This window comes from Eubacterium sp. AF15-50 (genome assembly GCF_934835595.1).
GTDB classification, from domain to species: Bacteria; Bacillota; Clostridia; order Lachnospirales; family Lachnospiraceae; genus Eubacterium_G; species Eubacterium_G segne.
In genome coordinates this window covers 25992-40004 of sequence record NZ_CAKVZL010000010.1, presented here as the reverse complement: position 1 = coordinate 40004, position 14013 = coordinate 25992, and the positions used below count along the sequence as shown (strand labels likewise).

Genomic DNA, 14013 nt, shown 5'->3' with positions numbered 1-14013 from the left:
AAACAGAACAGGATATCAGAGATGTTTTAACAGAACTTAATATTCCTTTTGTAGAAGACGTGGGAGAAGCTGCATTCTACGGACCAAAGGTTGATATTAATGCAAAGAATGTATACGGCAAGGAAGATACAATGATTACAATACAGTGGGATGCATTGTTAGCTGAACAGTTTGATATGTACTATATTGATGAAAAAGGTGATAAGGTCAGACCTTACATTATTCATAGAACTTCTATCGGATGTTATGAAAGAACATTGGCATGGCTTATTGAAAAATATGCCGGAAAGTTCCCAACATGGCTTTGTCCTGAACAGGTTAGAGTTCTTCCTATTTCAGAAAAATATGAGGAATACGCTCAGTCTGTAGCAAAAGCATTAAAGGCAAGACACATTGATGTTACAGTTGATTCACGTTCTGAAAAAATCGGATATAAGATTCGTGAAGCAAGACTTGATAAACTTCCATATATGCTTGTGGTTGGACAGCAGGAAGAAGCAGATGGTACTGTATCAGTTAGAAGCAGATTTGCAGGAGATGAGGGTGTTAAGAGTTTAGATACTTTTATTGAGCAGATTTGTAAGGAAATTGATACTAAAGAAATCAGAAAAGTTGAGATGGAAGAAAGCAAATAGTTTTGAATAATTAATAATAAAAAATCCACAATATTAGTATCGGTTTTTACCGAAATTAATATTGTGGAGGTTATTATGACAAAGTTAAATTGTACTGTTAAAAATTGTTACTATAACAAGGAGTCAATGTGCTGTAGAGATGGCATTAAAGTAGGAGGTACAGATGCAACAGTTACAGATGCAACCTACTGTGGTGATTTTAGGGAAGCGGGAGATAACTTTTCTTCTAAGTGTGACTGTGGACCTGAAGGATCAGTTGATGTAAGATGCGATGCAGTAAGATGCACATTTAACGATAACTGTAAATGTCATGCATCCCAGATTACCATTGATGGAAATGGTGCAACACATCAGAGCCAGACAGAATGTGGAAGCTTTGAATGTACATGCTAAGCATTACCTTTGGTGATGAACGTATGTTACGGAAAATTTAATAAAATAAAATATATATAAACTCTTGACATTTAAAAGTGATGATGGTAGTATACTAATGTTGTGAAATCAAGCAGGGTATCCACCCTCACCCAGACGCATTAGGCGAGTCGAGGTTTATATGTGGTAATGATTTTTATTTATCACTTCTTTTGTATTTTAGTGGATAATCTGTTTGGATTATCCACTTTTTTGTTTTGAAAATGAAAAATAATTTGGAGGTGCAATACTATTAGCGAATTAATGATTAACGGACAGATTAGAGATAAAGAAGTTCGTGTTATTGGAACAAATGGAGAGCAGTTAGGCGTTATGTCTGCAAGAGATGCACAGAAGTTAGCAGACGAAGCTGAACTTGATTTAATAAAGATTGCTCCAAAGGCTCAGCCACCTGTATGTAAAATAATGGATTATGGTAAGTTTCGTTATGAACAGCAGAAGAGAGAGAAAGAAGCCAAGAAGAAACAACATGTTGTTGAAACAAAGGAAATCAGACTTTCACCTAACGTTGAAATCAATGATTTAAAAACTAAGGCAAATAATGCCAGAAAGTTTATTGAAAAAGGCGATAAGGTAAAGGTTACTCTTCGTTTTAGAGGAAGAGAGATGGCTCATATTAGTAGTAGTGCACATGTTTTGGATGACTTTGCAAAAATGTTAGAAGACATTGCGCAGGTTAGCAAAGCGGCAAAATTAGAAGGCAGAAACATGACAATGTTTTTAGAAAAAAAGCGTTAAGCTTTAGATGATTATTAAGGAGGAATAAGACATGCCAAAAATTAAGACAAGCAGAGCAGCTGCAAAACGTTTCAAAAAGACAGGTACAGGAAAGCTTAAAAGAAATAAAGCTTACAAATCACATATTTTAACTAAAAAATCAGCTAAGAGAAAGAGAAATCTTAGAAAAGCAACTACAGCTGATGCTACAAACGTAAAGAACATGAAGAAAATTTTACCTTATCTGTAATTATTTCAGATTAGAAGGTGAATTGGAACAGTGCATTTTAATCTAGTGTAGGAGGAAATAGAAATGGCAAGAATTAAAGGCGGAATGAACGCTAAAAAGAAACATAATAGAGTATTAAAGCTCGCTAAAGGTTATAGAGGAGCTAGATCAAAACAGTATAGAGTAGCGAAGCAGTCAGTTATGAGAGCTTTGACAAGCGCATATGCAGGAAGAAAGCAGAAGAAGAGACAGTTCAGACAGTTATGGATTGCAAGAATTAATGCTGCTGCAAGAATTAACGGACTTTCATACAGCAAGTTTATGTATGGACTTAAGTTAGCAGGCGTTGAAATGAACAGAAAGATGTTAGCTGAAATGGCAGTTAATGATGCAGAAGGATTTGCAAAGTTAGTTGAAACAGCTAAAGAAAAATTAGCATAATATATTTTTTAATTATATATTCTAATTAATAAAAAGGCTTAAAGTGATTAATGGTCACTTTAGGTCTTTTTTTATTACAGTAAAATTATTTTATGTAACATTGGTCACAAATTAAACACAAAATAAACTAATTTAAAACACAAATTTTACTAATTTAAAACACATTATAAAAATATAATATTTATCAATGAGGTTTAAAATAGTAGGAGGCATATTAATGAGCGTTATTGAAATTGAAAATCTTGTGAAAAAATACGGAGATAACTTAGCCGTGGATAACTTGAATTTAAAAATTGAAAAGGGACGGGTATACGGGTTTTTAGGACCAAACGGAGCAGGAAAATCTACTACAATGAATATTATAACCGGTTACATAGGGGCAACCTCCGGAACGGTAAAAATTGACGGACGCGATATTTTTAAGGAACCGGAACAGGCAAAAAAGTGTGTAGGCTACCTTCCGGAAATGCCACCTCTTTATCAGGACATGACTGTAAGAGAATATTTGAAATTTGTAGCAGAACTTAAGAAGATACCTAAAGGCAAAAGAGAAAAGAATATAGAGGATGCCTTAAATATGACAAAGACTGATCAGGTGGAAAACAGGCTGATTAGAAATCTGTCAAAAGGTTATAAGCAAAGAGTGGGAATTGCTCAGGCACTAATTGGTATGCCGGAAGTAATTATTTTGGATGAACCAACAGTTGGTCTTGATCCCAAACAGATAATTGAAATCAGACAGCTTATAAAGCAGTTAGGGAAAAAACATACTGTTATATTAAGCTCTCATATTTTATCAGAGATTAGTGAGGTTTGTGATTACATATATATTATTTCCAGAGGATGTCTGGTAGCTGCCGGTAGCGAAAAGGAATTAGTTGACCAGATGGCAGGAAAAAATGTTCTTGAAATGGAGATTAAAGGCAACAAGGATGCAGTTACAGCTATGATGGAAACTGTATCAGATGTAGGAAAATATGAAATGACAAAATCTGATAAGTCAGATAATGTTAACCTTACAATTATAAGTGACAGGGAAAATGATGTACGTGAGAAAATCTTTTATGCATGTGCAAATAGTAGATTACCTATTTTAAAGATGGACTTTAAGCATAAGACTCTTGAGGACATATTTATTGAATTAACGAAGGATTATGCAGCTCCGGAAAAGAAAAAGCGCAGAATAGGTAAAAGCAAAGCTGAAAAGGAGCTTCAGGAGGATATCGACAAGGAAGTTGAAGCGTTAAATGAAATATCCCACAAGGAGGAAAATAAGTAATGATTGCAATATATAAAAGAGAGTTAAAATCTTATTTTACATCAGTTATCGCATGTTTGTTTATTGCGGTTACAACATTAGTAGCAGGTATATTTTTTGTATATTATAATTTACAAAATGGATTGACAAGTATGTATCCGGTATACCAGAGTCTCTTTATTCTGGTATTTACGGTTCCTATTCTTACAATGAAAATAATAGCAGATGAAAGAAGGCTCAAAACTGACCAGTTAATTCTTACTGCACCTGTTTCAGTTGGAAAAATTGTAATGGGAAAATTTATGGCACTAACAACGATTTTTGCCATACCGGTTCTTATAATGTGTTTATACCCGGTGATTTTGTCAAAATTCGGAAATATGCCTTTTAAGACAGCATATACTAATATTTTCGGATTATTCCTTTACGGAATTGCATTTATTGCCATTGGCATGTTTATTTCATCATTAACAGAAAGTCAGGTAATATCTGCAATATTAAGTATTGTAGTTTTACTTCTTGGCTACTTAATGGGTTCTCTTACATCCATGATTTCGTCAGATGGAAATATTCTCACAAAAATTCTTGGATGTTTTGATTTATATTCACCTATGCAGGATTTCTTAAATGGTGTAATTACTTTGTCAAATGTTGTGTACTACATATCTTTAACAGCTGTATTTTTGTTTCTTACATGCCAGTCAATTCAGAAGAGAAGATGGAATGTATCAAAGAAATTTATTGGAACGGGAATTTTCAGTACAGGTTTTATAGCTGTTGTAGTTGCATTGGTTGTTTTTGTAAACCTTATTGCAGGTACCATAACATCTAAAGAAGCATGGGCAACAGCGGATATGACATCTACATCCCTTTTCTCTATTTCAAGTGATACAATGAAAATGCTAAAGGGACTTGATAAGGATATTACCTTATATGTTATGGCTTCTAAGTCAGAAGCGGATTCTACAATTAAAAAGACATTAGCAAGATACGAAACAGCATCAAAACACATAAAAGTAGAATATAAGGATACAAACAGATACCCTAACTTCTACAAAACATACACTGATACTGCACCAACAGCCGGAAGTATTATTGTATACAATGCATCAAATAAAAAATCAAAGGTTGTTGATTACAATAACATTTATGTTACAGATAATTCAGCATATTATTCAGGTGCATCTGCATCTACAACCTATGACTGTGAAGGACAGTTAGATAGTGCGATTTCTTATGTACGTTCAAATTCTACCTATAAAATCTATCAGGTTACAGGTCATAACGAAATAGTATCAGATTCTAATAATTTTGGTACAATGGAGAATTTGAAGGATATAATTTCAAAGTATAACTGTGAAATTGAAGAAATTAACTTGTTAAGCAAATCGTCAATTTCTACTGATGAGTGTTCAGCAGTTCTTTTGCTAGGACCTGAAACAGATTACTCAAAGGATGAAGCTGATGTAATAAAGAACTACATTAAGGAAGGTGGAAATGTAATCGCCGCATTAGAGGCAAAAGCCAGTGTTGGTGTTGATAAGCCTAATTTCTATTCTATTTTAGAGGAATATAATGTTAAGGTTTATGATGGTCTTGTGGCAGAAAACGACAGTTCACGTTATGCAACCCAGTATGGCCCATTCTACGGATTTGCTGAAGGTTCTACAGGTTATGCATCAGGACTTACAAGTTATATATTTACACCATATACTATGGGATTAAAGAAGGCAGAAAGTGATGATACAAGTGCTTCATACACTGCATTAGCATCAACTTCTGACAATTCCGTATTAAAGACAAATCCATCTAATGCTACATCTTATGAGAAGGGAAAAGGTGATGTGGCAGGACCTTTTGATACAGTTGTTTCTGCCTCAAAAACAATAACTAAGAAAACATCAGGTGACAAGAGTAGCAAGTCAGAGGAAGCAACAACAGGAAACAAAGAGACAAACGGTGAAGCTGAAACAAGCGAAGAAACAACAAATGAAGATTCATCTAATAGTGAAACAACTACATCTGTCACATCGAATCTGTTGGTATTCGGTTCAGTATATTCTCTTGCGGATACTGTAGATAATATGGTACAAAGCTCAAACACACAGATTGTAAATAATGCGTTAAAAGAATATATTAAAACGGATGTTGAAACAATATCCGTACCGGCTAAAAGCATGACTCCGGCTACACTTACAGTTACAGAGTCAGGCACAAGATTGTTCGGAATACTGATTGCAATTGTGGTACCTATTATTGTGTTATTAGCAGGAATAGCAGTATGGGTTAGAAGGAGAAGATATTAATGAAAAAACAGTTTATTCAGTTTGGCGTCATTGTGGCTGTTTTAGTTGTCTGCATTGTTGGATATTTTGTTATGAGCAGTCACTTTGACAAGAAAGAAAAAAAGGAAGAAGGAGCAGGCAAAATAGTTTCTTTTCAGTTAGATGACTACAAGGATGTAAAGAGTTTTTCTTATGTGTTAAGTAACAGTACCTTGGAAATTAAGAAAAATGACGGAAAATGGCAAATTTCAGGCCAGGAAGACGTGAAACTTAAAAAGAGTACCATTGAGTCCGAAATGCTGTCAAAACTGGCAGAAATAGACGCAGAGGATAAAATTGATAATGTAAGCAGTGAAGAAGATTATGGCTTCATAAAGTCAGAAGATGAGTTGGCCGCTGCTACAAATACAATCAAGGTTACAGACAAGGATGGAAAAGAGTATATTATATACATTGGAAACGCAAACCCGTATGATTCAACCAAATATTATATGATGGTAAAGGGCGATGACAATGTATATGTTATATCATCTGATTTAGTAACGGCTTTTTCTAAGACTGTTGATGACATGAAGGAAGAAGAAACTACAACGGTAGAGGAAACAACCACAGGAAAAGAGGCAGAAGAAACCACTTTAGGAGAAGCGGGTACAGAGAAAACAAGTGAATAAATAAGAGATAAGAGCTGTTGTGTTGGTTACTGAAGGTACCGGCATAACAGTTTTTGTATCTATGGGCAGGCATTGTCGGCGTTTCGGAGGTAAGTATAGGCTATTGGGCTGGAGAATAGCTTTTAACAAACAAAAAATCCTTAAAAGCAGTAGTATGACACTACAACTTTTAAGAATTTTTGATGCAGTTGATGGGACTTGAACCCACACCCAGTTAACCCGGACATGAACCTGAATCATGCGCGTATGCCAATTCCGCCACAACTGCATAATTAATATTTGTTTATATACATAAAATGGAAGTCTCAAAGACTTCCATTTTGAAAAACAAAATGCGGAAGATGGGACTTGAACCCACACAAGCGCAATGCTTACAAGATCCTTAGTCTTGCTCGTCTGCCAGTTCCGACACTTCCGCATACGTTTCAAACGCAAGAAAAATAATACCATAATGCCAAGGGAGTGTCAACACTTTTTTTAAAAAAGTTAAAAAAAACTTAAAAATTCCCACAAAAGCCCAAAAATAATAAAAACATATCCTAAAAACAATAGAATAAAAATTTTCTTCTAAACAGACATAACTCATCAATTTTACATCCATCAAAAATTCAAACTTTTCCATGCAACGCTCTTTCTCATTAAATTTTCAACTCTTTATTAATAATAAAATGTGTTGTATACTAAAATGTATATTGGTAGATGCGTATTGGTACCGGATATGAGCATTTTTCGGAGGTAGATTATGAATATCAGACAGAAAAATGAAGAATTGGAAAAAAAGACACTAAGTCCCCATGCAGCATTAAGTTGTGAAAGCAAGGGAAGGGACAGGTATGAGGAACCTTGTGATATAAGAACAGTATATCAAAGGGACAGAGACAGAATCATTCATTGCAAATCTTTTAGAAGATTGAAACATAAGACGCAGGTTTTTTTGTCGCCAATGGGTGATCATTACAGAACCCGTCTGACCCATACGTTAGAAGTATCCCAGATAGCAAGAACCATAGCTAAATCTCTGGATTTAAATGAAGATTTAACGGAGGCTATTGCTTTGGGACATGATTTGGGTCATACCCCTTTTGGCCATGCAGGAGAAAGAACTCTTAATGAAGTGTGTAGTTTAGGATTTAAACATTATCTTCAAAGCATACGTGTTGTGGAAATATTAGAAAACAACGGAAGAGGGTTAAATCTTACAAAAGAGGTAAGAGACGGAATTGTAAATCATAGAACCAGTGGAAATCCTTCAACTCTTGAGGGAAAGGTTGTGAGATTGTCTGATAAAATAGCTTATATTAATCATGACATTGATGATGCTGTAAGAGGAAAAATAATAAGTGAAGAAGATATTCCGCCGGTTTACAGGGAAATATTAGGAGATACTACTAAGAAGAGATTGGATAAATTAGTTCACGACATAGTGGAAAACAGCTATGAAAAAGACGATATCTTAATGTCAAAGCAGGTACACGATGCCATGATGGGACTTAGAAGTTATATGTTTAAAAGCGTGTATACTAATCCAAGGGCAAAAAGTGAGGAAACCAAAGCTACGGAGATGCTTAAAATCATGTTTGACTATTTTCTTCACAATACTGATAAGCTGCCACAGGAATTTATTTATCTGATTAATGAGCAGGGAGAAAATCCGGAACAAGTGGTTTGTGATTATATTGCAGGAATGAGCGACCAGTATTCAGTTGCCGTATTTGAAAAAATATTTGTGCCGAAATCATGGAATATGTGATAAGGCATTTAGGAGGATAAAGTGTTTTACTCAGAGGATATTATAGAACAGGTAAGAACGGAAAATGACATAGTTGATGTGATAGGGGATTACGTTAAATTACAGAAAAAAGGCAGTTCCTATTTTGGACTTTGTCCTTTTCACAATGAAAAGTCACCATCTTTTTCCGTATCACCCCATAAACAGATGTATTACTGCTTTGGATGTGGCGAAGGGGGCAACGTAATATCTTTTTTGATGAAATATGAAAATTATACATTTATTGAAGCAATGGAGGTGCTGGCTGACAGGGCAGGCATTGAGTTGCCAAAGATGGAATATTCAAAAGAAGCTAAGCAGGAAAAGGATTTAAAAACAAAAATTATTGAAATAAATACAGAAGCCGCCAAATATTATCACTATCTGTTAAAGTCAGAAAGAGGAAAGCTGGCATATAACTATCTTTCAGGGAGAAAGTTATCTGATGAAACTATATTAAGATTTGGTCTGGGATATTCTGATAAATATAGCGATAACCTTTACAAATACTTAAAAAACAAGGGTTATAATGATTCAGAATTAAAAGAGACAGGATTGTTTACCTACGACGAAAAACGTGGGGTAAATGACAAATTCTGGAATCGTGTTATGTTTCCCATAATGGATGCTAATAACAGAGTCATAGCCTTTGGAGGCCGTGTAATGGGAGATGGTAAGCCTAAATACTTAAATTCCCCGGAAACAAAGGTTTTTGACAAAAGCCGTAATCTTTATGGATTAAATGTTGCCAGAAGCTCCAGAAAGGATTATATGCTTATTTGCGAGGGATATATGGATGTTATAAGCCTTCATCAGGCAGGCTTTAATAACGCAGTGGCAGCTCTTGGAACGGCATTTACATCAAGGCATGCATCTTTAATTAAAAGATATGTTAAAGAGGTTGTTCTTACTTTTGACAGTGATGAGGCAGGAATAAAGGCGGCTCTCAGGGCAATCCCTTATTTAAGGGATGTGGGACTGTCAATTAAGGTTTTATCAATGAAACCTTATAAGGACCCTGATGAATTTATTAAGGCAATGGGAAAAGAGGCATATGAAGAGAGAATAAAAAATGCCACAAATTATTTTATTTTTCAGGTTGCCATGGAACAAAAAAAATACAATATGTCTGACCCGCAGGAAAAAACAGCATTTCATAAAAAGGTTGCTGAAATGATTCTTGATTTTAACGATGAAATTGAAAGGGAAAATTATATCGAATCTGTGTGTGAGATTTTTAAAATACCAAAGGATGGTCTCGCCAAGCTGGTAAAAAAGACCGGACTTACTTATGTAGGTAAGGAAGAAAAGGAAACCTACGAAGATTATCAGGAGAAAAAACAAAAAAAAGAAGATGCTTCTATGCAGGCTCAAAGAATACTTTTAGCTTCGGTTCTAGACAGAACGGATTGGTTTAACAAGGTGGCAAAGGTTATTTCCCCTGAGGATTTTATAGACGATTTCTACAGAAAGGTTGCTTCACTTTTTTGGGAGCAAATGGAAAATGGTGAGGCAAATCCTGCCAAAATTATGAATTATTTTACTGATGAAGCTGAACATAAAATGGTGGCAGAACTTTTCGTGTCACCTATAAGAGCTAATTTAGATTTGGCAGAGCAGGAAAAGGCTATAAATGATGCTGTTTTAAAAATCAAAAAAGAGAGTCTTGACAAAAAGGCGGCTGAGGCATCGGATATTGCCCAGTTACAACAGATAATAAAAGAACAGAGTATGTTACAGAAAATACATGTTTCATTAAATTAGATGAGTGGTTAATATATGATTTCAGAAAGATTAAAAGCAGTGGCCGGTATGGTTACTAAAGGAAAAAAAGTCGCAGATATAGGTACAGACCATGGGTATGTGCCTATATATTTAGTAGAAAATTCTATTTGTAGTAAGGTTTATGCCATGGATATTAATGAAGGTCCTCTAAAAATAGCGGACAAAAATATTGCGATTCATGGTCTTAGCGACAAGATAGAAACTATTCAGTCAAATGGAATGGAAAAACTAAAGGACAATATGGTAGACGGGGTAATTATTTCCGGAATGGGTGGAGATTTGATTGTAGATATATTAAGTCGTGGAAAAAACATAAAAGGCATAAATGAACTGGTTTTGTCTCCCCACAGAAGGGTTGACTTAGTAAGAAAGGATCTCCTTGAAAATAACTGGGAAATAATTGATGAAAAAATGCTGATAGACAGTGGAAAATATTACACGATTATAAAAGCATTAAAAAATGACGAAAAACTTCATATGTATAGTGATGTGGAGTTGAAATATGGAAAAATACTATTAGACAATAAAGATTTGGTTTTAAAAGTGTATTTAGAAAAAGAATATTTAAAATTTGCAGAGATCTTTGAAAAAATGAAAGCAAATAAAAGTGATAATATGCAGGAAGTTGAAAATATAATTTATTTAAACAGGGAGGCGTACAGGATATATGATTAGTGTAAACATAGGAAATGTATCATACGAATATGAAGATGGAACAACAATTTATGAAATAGCAAAGGATTTTAAAAAGTTTTACGAAAATGACATAATTTTAGCTGTGTGTAACGGCAAATTAAGTGAGCTGTCTAATGTTTTAACGGAAAACTGTATAATAAAATTTATAACTACAGCCAGTCACATTGGCAGCGAATGTTACAAAAGAAGTGTTACCTTTATGATGCTAAAGGCATTTTATAAGGTGGCAGGAAGGTCAAATGTAGGAAAAATATCTGTTGAACATTCTGTTAGCAAAGGCTATTACTGTGCAGTGGACGGAGGCATTAAAGTAGACAATGCTTTTGTCAAACAGGTTAAAGAAGAAATGAATGCTCTTGTAAAACGTGATATTTTAATTACAAAAGAGGTTGTATCAGTGGCTAAGGCCATTGAAAAGTTTGGAAGATACGGTATGAAGGATAAGGAACATCTTCTTAAGTACAGGAGAGCTTCAACTGTAAATGTTTACAAAATGGAAGGCTTTGAGGACTATTTCTATGGATATATGGCATATTCTACAGGATGTCTTAAATACTTTGATTTGATTCCTTATGATGAAGGTTTTGTATTGCAACTTCCAACAAAAGAAAATCCAAAGGAAGTTCCGGAATTTAAGCCCCAGAATAAGGTTTACAATACGCTTAAGGAAACTACTTCGTGGGCAAAGATGCTGGGGGTTTCAACTATCGGTCAGATAAACGATAAAATTACCAGTGGTGAAATTAATAATATTATGCTGGTGCAGGAAGCAATTCAGGAAAAGAAAATCGCCGATATTGCATCGGACATAGCTAAGCGAAAAGATGTAAAGGTTATTATGATTGCAGGTCCTTCATCATCAGGTAAAACCTCATTTTCTCACCGGCTTGCAGTTCAGCTCATAGCTCAGGGATTAAAACCTCATCCGATACCAATGGATAGCTATTTTGTCAATAGAGAGGATACGCCTGTAGATGAAGATGGAAAGTTAGACTACGAGGTGGTAGAGGCTGTAGATATTGAATTTTTCAATGAACAGATGACACAGCTTTTGGCAGGTAAAAGGGTAGAATTACCGGATTTTGACTTTGTTGTGGGGAAAAGAGTTTTTGATGGCAAATATCTTCAGTTAGGGGAAGATGATGTGCTGATAATTGAGGGAATACATTGCCTTAACGATGCAGTTTCATACAGCCTTCCAAGTGACAAAAAATACAAAATTTATGTAAGTGCCCTGACACCGCTTAATGTCGATGAGCATAACAGAATTGCCACATCAGACTGGAGATTATTGAGACGAATTGTAAGGGATGTAAGAACCCGTGGAACTTCAGCAGAAGGAACCATTGAAATGTGGAAGAGGGTTAGAAGGGGAGAAGAAAAAAATATTTTCCCATATCAGGAAAGTGCAGATGCCATATATAATTCTGCCATGGTTTATGAGTTGTCAGTTATAAAAACATATGCAGAACCGGCATTATTTAGCGTACCAAAGGATTCAGAGCAGTATTTTGAGGCGAAGCGACTTCTTAAGTTCTTAGATTATGTTTTGGCAGTGCCAAAGGAAAATATTCCTAAAAATTCTTTACTTAGGGAGTTTGTTGGTGGAAGTATATTCCCGGTATAGTGCAGGTGAAATTTTGCAGGAAAAGGTGGATGTATGAAAAATAGAAACTTATATACTTGAAAATTTAATAAGTTTATGTTAGTTTAAATAATTGTGAGTAAGACAGATAATCGCTGCTGCTATTGCCGAAAGGACGCAGGAGAGGAAAGTCCGGGCTTCGCAGGGCAGGATGCCGGCTAACGGCCGGTGGAGGTGACTCCCAGGAAAGTGCAACAGAAATAAAACCGCCTTTTTAGGTAAGGATGAAATGGCAGTGTAAGAGACTACCGCTTTGGTGGTAACATCAAAGGTCAATGTAAACCCCATCCGAAGCAAGACCGAGCAGAAAGCATATGGTGGCCCGCCAGCTTTCGGGTAGGTTGCTTGAACTTGTTGGCAACAATAAGTCTAGATAGATGATTATCCAAGACATAACCCGGCTTACAGTCTTGCTCGCATTTTTTTATATTCTTTTTACCAGTTCTTCAATTAAAAGACAAAACTTATCAGATGCTTTAGAGGCAGCAACGCCCACTTCTTCATCACTTAAAGGCTCTCCGGTTATTCCCGCAGCTTTGTTGGTGATACAGCTTATTCCACATACTTTAAATCCGCAATGAACGGCGGCAATGGCTTCACATACGGTACTCATACCAACAGCGTCAGCTCCGAGAAGTTTGTACATATTAATTTCAGCCGGTGTTTCGTAGTTAGGTCCGGTTGTCTGGAGATATACACCTGCTTTTAAGTCAATATTGTTTTCCCTTGCTATGTTTTTTATTTTTTTGCATATTTCACTGTCATATATGCTGGTCATATCAGGGAAACGGGTGCCGAGTTCATCTATGTTAGGTCCAATTAAAGGAGATGGTACAAAAGATGAAATATGGTCTGTAATCATCATTAAATCCCCTACATTTAAGTTGTCGCTAATTCCACCGGCGGCGTTAGATAGAATAAGCTTTTTTGCACCCATTAGTTTCATAAGACGAATAGGTGAAACAACCTGATTCATGGAATAACCTTCATAGTAGTGGATTCTTCCGTTCATAGCGACTACCGGAACGTCACCTAAATATCCGAAAATAAAAGCTCCTGCGTGCATTTTATTGGTGCTTATGGGAAATCCATCAATATCTGAGTAACTAATAGTTTCCTTTACATTGATTTTTTTTGCCAGTTTGTTAAGACCTGAGCCTAAAACAATTGCAACATCAGGCTTAAAATCTATCTTTGTCTTAACACAACTTAAATATTTTTCCAATTCTTTATAATATTGTGGTGTCATAAATTTGCTCCTATCTGTAATGTGGCGTGATTTTCCGTTATCACTAAGCAATTAAGGAAAAACACTGCCATAAAAATTATTTGTTTATAATAGTATACCAGATTACCGGAAAATGTAATATTTATAAATTCAAAAAGATTAAATAAATAGTGAAAAAAAAATAAGTAAATACCCTTGAATATTACACCTCAATAATGTATTA

At 35.2% G+C, this 14013-nt stretch carries 14 protein-coding genes, 2 tRNA genes and 1 other RNA gene; 13 read left to right on the top strand and 4 right to left on the bottom strand.

Annotated elements, in window-relative coordinates; translation table 11 throughout:
* The 8 genes from Q5O73_RS02515 to Q5O73_RS02480 form a co-directional block, all read left to right on the top strand.
* On the top strand, window positions 1–635 hold a 635-nt coding region (locus tag Q5O73_RS02515; protein WP_302668976.1), incomplete at its 5' end, for a His/Gly/Thr/Pro-type tRNA ligase C-terminal domain-containing protein.
* A gap of 75 nt (window positions 636–710) precedes the next feature.
* A complete protein-coding gene (locus tag Q5O73_RS02510; protein WP_021952857.1) occupies window positions 711–1028 on the top strand; it encodes a DUF1540 domain-containing protein in 318 nt (105 codons plus the stop codon).
* A 282-nt stretch (window positions 1029–1310) separates the two neighbouring features.
* On the top strand, window positions 1311–1805 hold the full coding sequence (gene infC, locus Q5O73_RS02505) for a translation initiation factor IF-3 (RefSeq protein ID WP_021952858.1): 495 nt from the start codon (window positions 1311–1313) through the stop codon (window positions 1803–1805).
* Between the two features lie 31 nt (window positions 1806–1836).
* Complete coding sequence (gene rpmI / locus Q5O73_RS02500; protein WP_021952859.1) at window positions 1837–2034, top strand: 50S ribosomal protein L35; 198 nt, start codon at window positions 1837–1839, stop codon at window positions 2032–2034.
* A gap of 63 nt (window positions 2035–2097) precedes the next feature.
* On the top strand, window positions 2098–2454 hold the full coding sequence (rplT, locus tag Q5O73_RS02495; protein WP_021952860.1) for a 50S ribosomal protein L20: 357 nt from the start codon (window positions 2098–2100) through the stop codon (window positions 2452–2454).
* Window positions 2455–2671: 217 nt separating this feature from the next.
* Window positions 2672–3733, top strand: a complete 1062-nt coding sequence (locus Q5O73_RS02490; RefSeq protein WP_302668975.1) for an ABC transporter ATP-binding protein — start codon at window positions 2672–2674, stop codon at window positions 3731–3733.
* Window positions 3733–6018 (top strand): Gldg family protein, encoded by a 2286-nt coding sequence (locus tag Q5O73_RS02485; protein WP_302668974.1) that lies wholly within the window; start codon window positions 3733–3735, stop codon window positions 6016–6018. Before Q5O73_RS02490 ends, Q5O73_RS02485 begins: the two co-directional genes overlap by 1 nt.
* Window positions 6018–6668, top strand: a complete 651-nt coding sequence (locus tag Q5O73_RS02480) for a DUF4340 domain-containing protein (RefSeq protein ID WP_302668973.1) — start codon at window positions 6018–6020, stop codon at window positions 6666–6668. The genes Q5O73_RS02485 and Q5O73_RS02480 overlap by 1 nt, the downstream gene beginning before the upstream one ends.
* Before the next feature lie 183 nt (window positions 6669–6851).
* On the opposite strand, the gene Q5O73_RS02475 is transcribed toward Q5O73_RS02480, so the two are convergent.
* The 3 genes from Q5O73_RS02475 to Q5O73_RS02465 form a co-directional block, all read right to left on the bottom strand.
* Window positions 6852–6936: transfer RNA gene (locus Q5O73_RS02475), tRNA-Leu, on the bottom strand.
* Window positions 6937–7001: 65 nt separating this feature from the next.
* Window positions 7002–7086, bottom strand: a tRNA-Leu gene (locus Q5O73_RS02470).
* Window positions 7051–7290, bottom strand: coding sequence for a hypothetical protein (locus tag Q5O73_RS02465; protein ID WP_302668972.1), 240 nt, complete (start codon window positions 7288–7290; stop codon window positions 7051–7053). Before Q5O73_RS02465 ends, Q5O73_RS02470 begins: the two co-directional genes overlap by 36 nt.
* Before the next feature lie 120 nt (window positions 7291–7410).
* On the opposite strand from Q5O73_RS02465, the gene Q5O73_RS02460 reads away from it, so the two are divergent.
* The 5 genes from Q5O73_RS02460 (at window position 7411) to rnpB (ending at window position 12983) form a co-directional block, all read left to right on the top strand.
* Window positions 7411–8418 (top strand): deoxyguanosinetriphosphate triphosphohydrolase, encoded by a 1008-nt coding sequence (locus tag Q5O73_RS02460; protein WP_302668971.1) that lies wholly within the window; start codon window positions 7411–7413, stop codon window positions 8416–8418.
* 21 nt (window positions 8419–8439) lie between these two features.
* Window positions 8440–10200: a DNA primase gene (dnaG, locus tag Q5O73_RS02455; RefSeq protein ID WP_021952866.1), complete on the top strand. Its 1761-nt coding sequence runs from the start codon at window positions 8440–8442 to the stop codon at window positions 10198–10200.
* A 15-nt stretch (window positions 10201–10215) separates the two neighbouring features.
* On the top strand, window positions 10216–10896 hold the full coding sequence (locus tag Q5O73_RS02450) for a class I SAM-dependent methyltransferase (protein ID WP_302668970.1): 681 nt from the start codon (window positions 10216–10218) through the stop codon (window positions 10894–10896).
* Complete coding sequence (locus Q5O73_RS02445; protein ID WP_021952868.1) at window positions 10889–12544, top strand: nucleoside kinase; 1656 nt, start codon at window positions 10889–10891, stop codon at window positions 12542–12544. Before Q5O73_RS02450 ends, Q5O73_RS02445 begins: the two co-directional genes overlap by 8 nt.
* Window positions 12545–12638: 94 nt before the next feature.
* Window positions 12639–12983: RNase P RNA component class A (rnpB, locus tag Q5O73_RS02440), an RNA gene on the top strand.
* Between the two features lie 3 nt (window positions 12984–12986).
* Here rnpB and Q5O73_RS02435 read toward each other — a convergent pair.
* Entirely contained in the window at window positions 12987–13811 is an 825-nt protein-coding gene (locus Q5O73_RS02435) for a purine-nucleoside phosphorylase (protein ID WP_302668969.1), read from the bottom strand.
* Between the last annotated feature and the right edge of the window lie 202 nt (window positions 13812–14013).

Bases quoted from the DNA above. Each gene is read 5' to 3' on its own strand.
- Q5O73_RS02510 (WP_021952857.1), top strand. From the start codon at position 711: ATGACAAAGTTAAATTGTACTGTTAAAAATTGTTACTATAACAAGGAG.
- infC (WP_021952858.1), top strand. From the start codon at position 1,311: ATGATTAACGGACAGATTAGAGATAAAGAAGTTCGTGTTATTGGAACA.
- rpmI (WP_021952859.1), top strand. From the start codon at position 1,837: ATGCCAAAAATTAAGACAAGCAGAGCAGCTGCAAAACGTTTCAAAAAG.
- rplT (WP_021952860.1), top strand. From the start codon at position 2,098: ATGGCAAGAATTAAAGGCGGAATGAACGCTAAAAAGAAACATAATAGA.
- Q5O73_RS02490 (WP_302668975.1), top strand. From the start codon at position 2,672: ATGAGCGTTATTGAAATTGAAAATCTTGTGAAAAAATACGGAGATAAC.
- Q5O73_RS02485 (WP_302668974.1), top strand. From the start codon at position 3,733: ATGATTGCAATATATAAAAGAGAGTTAAAATCTTATTTTACATCAGTT.
- Q5O73_RS02480 (WP_302668973.1), top strand. From the start codon at position 6,018: ATGAAAAAACAGTTTATTCAGTTTGGCGTCATTGTGGCTGTTTTAGTT.
- Q5O73_RS02465 (WP_302668972.1), bottom strand. From the start codon at position 7,290: ATGGAAAAGTTTGAATTTTTGATGGATGTAAAATTGATGAGTTATGTC.
- Q5O73_RS02460 (WP_302668971.1), top strand. From the start codon at position 7,411: ATGAATATCAGACAGAAAAATGAAGAATTGGAAAAAAAGACACTAAGT.
- Q5O73_RS02450 (WP_302668970.1), top strand. From the start codon at position 10,216: ATGATTTCAGAAAGATTAAAAGCAGTGGCCGGTATGGTTACTAAAGGA.
- Q5O73_RS02445 (WP_021952868.1), top strand. From the start codon at position 10,889: ATGATTAGTGTAAACATAGGAAATGTATCATACGAATATGAAGATGGA.
- Q5O73_RS02435 (WP_302668969.1), bottom strand. From the start codon at position 13,811: ATGACACCACAATATTATAAAGAATTGGAAAAATATTTAAGTTGTGTT.